This is a genomic window from Vibrio sp. 10N.261.55.A7 (genome assembly GCF_002877365.1).
In the GTDB taxonomy this organism is placed as follows: domain Bacteria; phylum Pseudomonadota; class Gammaproteobacteria; order Enterobacterales; family Vibrionaceae; genus Vibrio.
Genome location: NZ_MCWZ01000114.1, coordinates 1 through 4,844 on the forward strand (window position 1 = coordinate 1; position 4,844 = coordinate 4,844).

The window sequence follows — 4,844 nt, forward strand, 5'->3', positions numbered from 1 at the left end:
GTTCCACAACGGTTCAAACATCGCGTTAGAGAAACGAAGAACCAATAGGTTTTGAACGGTTTCTTTACCAAGGTAGTGGTCAATGCGATAGATTTGGTGTTCTTGGAAGTGGTGATGAATTTCTTCATCTAAATTTTGAGCGGAATCGAGATCGTAGCCGAATGGCTTCTCAATGATCAGTCGACGCCAGCCGTTGGTTTCTTCATTGAGACCATGAGCAGCAAGGTGAGCTGGAATCACGCCGTACAAGCTTGGTGGTGTCGCCAAGTAGAATAGTGTGTTGTGATTATCGAGTTGATAATCGTGCTCAATCTGCTCTAAACGAGTGGCCAATCGCGCATAGTCATCAACATCAGATGTATTGATGGCTTGATAATGAAGATGCTCAATGAATGCGTTCAAGACTTCAGGTTCTGTTTTTTCCATTTCCTGAAGAGATTGCTTTAACTTAGCGCGGTAAGACTCATCGCTGTAATCCGTTCTGCTCACACCAAGAATCGCAAACGATTTTGGGAGCTGATTATCCGCATAAAGGTGGTATAAAGCAGGGATCAACTTACGATACGTAAGGTCTCCCGAAGCACCAAAAATTACGATGCTGCTGTTTTCAGGTATTACCATCATCTTTCCTATGAAAACGAGGTCTTTAGTATGCGCTAACAATAACAGCGGCATTCTAAAATGGATATTAGGCCGTACCTATTATAGCAATAGATAGAACCGATGAATTTTGATTGGTAATGAAGGTGAAAAAGTCACCTTGATACGGGCGGGTATTGTCCATGACAATTTGACATACATCAAGTCAGGTTGTGGCACGATATTGATAATTTTGTCCAAATGGATAAATTATCAACAGTTCGCCGAAGGTCAGTCGCTCGCTATAAACAGAACGACCGTTGGTTAATTGCTTGCCATTGTGCGATTACTCTTTGATGGGTAATCGTTTTCTGCAAATCCATAGCGGTACGGAATAGCAAACGATTAGTTACTCTCCGCAATAGAAATAATTCTCTTAATAATTTCGTCTTCCGATACCTGATGATTTCTATAGTAACGAAATATTTCAGAGTTGATGGCTTGCTGTGCAACCGGGTTAACGGCCATGGAATCGGTCATGCTTGGGGCGGTTAGACCATGTTGATTGGCGTAGTTGAAATCATTATAAGATTGAATCTGGCAGGCGTTAAAGGTGCTCATATCAATGTCGGTTCGAACGGGAATTGAACCTTTCACTTTATTGAATCGCGCCTGAAAATCTTTATCGGCAAGGATATTCGCCACTTGGTTCGCTTTGTGTTTTGAGAACTCTTTACTTGCCATAAAAATAAAGCTGTCCATGTTATAGAGGAAAATATTGTGCGATTGGGGCGCAGGGTAGCAGCCTATATGGCTTGGTACTGAAATCCCTTTGGCCATAAGATCGCCTAATATCCAATCTCCGCCCAGTTGAAATAACGCTGTATCACTCGCGAGCGCGGCGGTAGCGGTATCCCACTTTTGGTTGGCGAGCGGCTCATACTGCGCGTTAGGGCCAGAAGGGGAGTTGAGTAAGTCGCTCAAGCGTCGAAACTGCTTTAAGGCATGACGCATCTGCGCTGAATCGATGTTGTTTCTGTTAAGATCCACTAACGCGGTTTTGTAGAAATCGACCCCGCCAGACGCTATCACCAGACTTTCAAAAAGCTGCGCAATTTGCCACGGTTGCTTTCCGATCGCGAGTGGCATTAACCCCTCTAGTTTCGCTTGCTCCATTGCCTCAAACATATCCGGCCAAGTCTTCGGCGCTTCAAGATTCAGTTGCTTAAGAAGTCGATGGTTAACCCACAACCAGTTGAGGCGATGCAGCGTTAAAGGCAATGCGACAAAGCCATTCTCGGTTTTGTTGACATCGATAGAGAGCGGATAGAGCGTCTCATCCCAGCGATGCGTTTTGGCCACGTCATTGATACTGTGCAAGATACCAATCGCATCCCAGGCTTTAATGCTTGGCCCTTCTATTTGCGCAAAGCTCGGTGTATTGCCTGCGAGTGCCCGAGCCTGAAGAACCGTCATGGCGCTGTCACCACCGCCACCAAGCACTGAAGACGTTGATATTTTGAGTGGCGAGGTTTCAAGCTGCTGCTCAAGTATCGCCAGTGCTTTTCTTTCGCCTTGTGATGTCCACCAATGGAGGAATTCAACATCAGCAGAGGCATTGAAGCTAAGCGACGCTATGAATGCCGTCGTGAGTAGACCAATGTACCTGTTTCGAGGCTTTTCTGATGAAGAAGGGTTGATTCTATTTCGCATAATAAGTTGAATCTCTCAGTCGCAATGTGCGCGAATTTTAAGGAAACCAATACTACGGCATCCAATTCTTACGTATTAGTCTCTTGGGAATAGCAGGGTGGCGCAGAGCCCGCCACGGTTTGTTACTGACAATTGTAAATCCCCGCCATGCGCTTTGATGATGCTTTGTGAAATCGTTAGCCCTAATCCATTGCCTTCCTGTTCACCATTAGGGTTAGCGCGGAAGTAAGGTTCACATAGCCTGTCTATCATCAAGTCGGTGACGCCATGCCCTTGGTCTTGAATGATAATGATCAACTGCTCATCGTCATCCTTAACCTCTATTTCGGCTCGTTGCCCATACTTTATCGCGTTGTCGACGAGATTTTGAATGCAGCGCTTGATGGCCAAAGGCTTGCCGATGAACGGGGAATTTGAGTGTCCTTTGATCGTCACGTGCTCAGAATCGTGGTCAACAAATGAGGCGATATGTCTAAGCAGTTGATCAATCTCAATGGGCTCAATCTCCTCGTGTATATCCGTTTCTTTAATGCACTGAAGCGCCCCTTTGACCATAAGGTCGAGATCATTGGTAATGCGAGTGAAGCGCTCTCGTTCTTCATCATCGTCCAACATTTCAGAGCGCAGTTTTAGGCAGGCAATGGGGGTTTTGAGATCGTGTGAAATGGCGCCAAATAGCATCTCTCTGTCTTTGATGTGGCTATCGATTCGTCGATTCATCTTGTTGAATGCTCTGACCGCGGCTTTCAGTTCAGCGCTGCCTTCTTCTTTTACTTCAGGCACTTTTAAACGGCTCGACATCAGTGTGGCGGCTTTCGCTAACTGACGTATTGGTCGTATCTCTCTGCGTACGACAAACCAAGTACAGATCAGAAGCAGCACGGCTGAAAGCAGCAGAGTAAACCATTCGCGCAGGTCAAAGTAGCTGGTTTCTAGCGCCACATAAGGGGCAGGAAGAACGGCTGCAAGATAGAACCACTCTTCTGGCGCGACTTCGACTTGCATGACAAGAATCGGCGGGTTGATGTCACCATAAGAGAGAGAATAGTGGGCCCAAAGTAGAGGGAGGCCGTCGATGGAAAGCTCATTATTGAAGACACGTAAATCGTCACGCAACGTGAACTCTACCTTGATGGTTGGCGATCCCTCCACTTCATCATGTAAGACCGTCTCTACTTCATTGATAACCAGTGTTTTTCGTTCGCTTTCGGGCAAAGGTTTTACTGGAATTTCGTGATTATTGAGTGACACAAAAAAACGGGTCCCACCCATGCTTCTGAGTTGATTAAGAACGAGGTGGCGATATTCAGAGGGCAGAGTCTGGAAAAAAGAGATCGTCGAAGAGGCGCTTTTTGCCAGGCTTTGAACGGTGGTGGTTAACCCCTGTTTGTCACGCTCATTGGCGTGTTGATACCAAATAGTCCCCGCAAGAATTTGAGCCAATAGAATCACCAACATCAAGAATAGGCTGGTTCGTATTGCCAGCGAGTTGGACCAAATTCGAGGTTTCGTCAGCAGGCTAGCTTTCATAGTGTGCGCTCGAAGTTAACATATAGCCCTTGTTGCGAACGGTAATGATCAAAGAGCGATCTTTGTCTTCAAGGTGATGACGCAGACGGCTTATTTGAACATCGATACCGCGTTCAAGTGGGTCGGCGTCTCGCCCCCATATTTCACGTGCGATGTCGTCACGAGACAATATTGCTTCCGCATTGCCGACAAAAAGCGCCAACAGTGATAAATCAGCACCGCTAAGTTGTTTAATGGTATTGCTCGGAAGGTGGATGAGCTGGCGCGTTACCGTATCAAGTTGCCAATCGGAAAAGCGAATGCGTCTGGCCATTTTCGGGTGGCTGGATGCGTGACTGCGGCGCAATATCGTTTTGATGCGAGCGAGAAGCTCTCGTGGGCTAAAAGATTTGGTAATGTAGTCGTCAGCCCCCATTTCGAGCCCGGCGACTCTGTCGGCTTCTTCTGTCACGGCAGTAAGCATAATGATGGGCACATCCGAGAGGCGACGAAGCTGCTGACAAAGGGTAAAGCCATCGTCGCCAGGCATCATGATGTCGAGAATAATGAGGTCAGGCTGATGATCGCCAAGCAATTGCCACATGACTTCACCATTTTCAGCCCCTAACACATTAAACCCTGCTCGGCCTAAATAGTCAGACAATGCATCTCGCAGTTCTAAGTTGTCGTCAACAACCAGTATCTGTTTGTTGTCCATGATACGTCATCCCTTGTCGCGTTATCTGATGAGTTAAATGGCCGATGTCTAAATAAAATTCTTTATAAAAGAGCCTCATTATTCAACCAATTCACCCGATCAATAATTATATCAATATGATGCAGTGAGCCATTCATGAACTCAATCTGAGTGTTTGTAATTTGCGCCTTACAAAGCACTAATTTTGTAAGAGTTCACTTACAAATCCCTATTCATTTGTAACCTTCAACATTTTGTCTCTCGTTATGATGTTTGAGTGTTAACAAAGCCTATTTGAAACATTGGGTTTTGACTCATTCAACCAATAACAAACGCTGTCTTAGGC

3 protein-coding genes and 1 pseudogene are annotated in these 4,844 nt (G+C 45.9%); all 4 read right to left on the minus strand.

Features of this window, described 5'->3' with window-relative positions; translation table 11 throughout:
• Positions 1–621, minus strand: a pseudogene (locus BCU12_RS08400) (glucose-6-phosphate dehydrogenase); the annotation flags it as partial.
• Positions 622–984: 363 nt separating this feature from the next.
• Positions 985–2,292: an ABC transporter substrate-binding protein gene (locus tag BCU12_RS08405; protein WP_102403892.1), complete on the minus strand. Its 1,308-nt coding sequence runs from the start codon at positions 2,290–2,292 to the stop codon at positions 985–987.
• A 75-nt stretch (positions 2,293–2,367) separates the two neighbouring features.
• On the minus strand, positions 2,368–3,822 hold the full coding sequence (locus tag BCU12_RS08410) for a HAMP domain-containing sensor histidine kinase (RefSeq protein WP_102403893.1): 1,455 nt from the start codon (positions 3,820–3,822) through the stop codon (positions 2,368–2,370).
• On the minus strand, positions 3,812–4,519 hold the full coding sequence (locus BCU12_RS08415) for a response regulator transcription factor (RefSeq protein ID WP_102403894.1): 708 nt from the start codon (positions 4,517–4,519) through the stop codon (positions 3,812–3,814). The genes BCU12_RS08410 and BCU12_RS08415 overlap by 11 nt, the downstream gene beginning before the upstream one ends.
• Positions 4,520–4,844 lie beyond the last annotated feature (325 nt).

What these genes read in the sequence shown, in the direction of transcription:
- BCU12_RS08410 (WP_102403893.1), bottom strand. Translation starts at nt 3,822, where the DNA reads ATGAAAGCTAGCCTGCTGACGAAACCTCGAATTTGGTCCAACTCGCTG.
- BCU12_RS08405 (WP_102403892.1), bottom strand. Translation starts at nt 2,292, where the DNA reads ATGCGAAATAGAATCAACCCTTCTTCATCAGAAAAGCCTCGAAACAGG.
- BCU12_RS08415 (WP_102403894.1), bottom strand. Translation starts at nt 4,519, where the DNA reads ATGGACAACAAACAGATACTGGTTGTTGACGACAACTTAGAACTGCGA.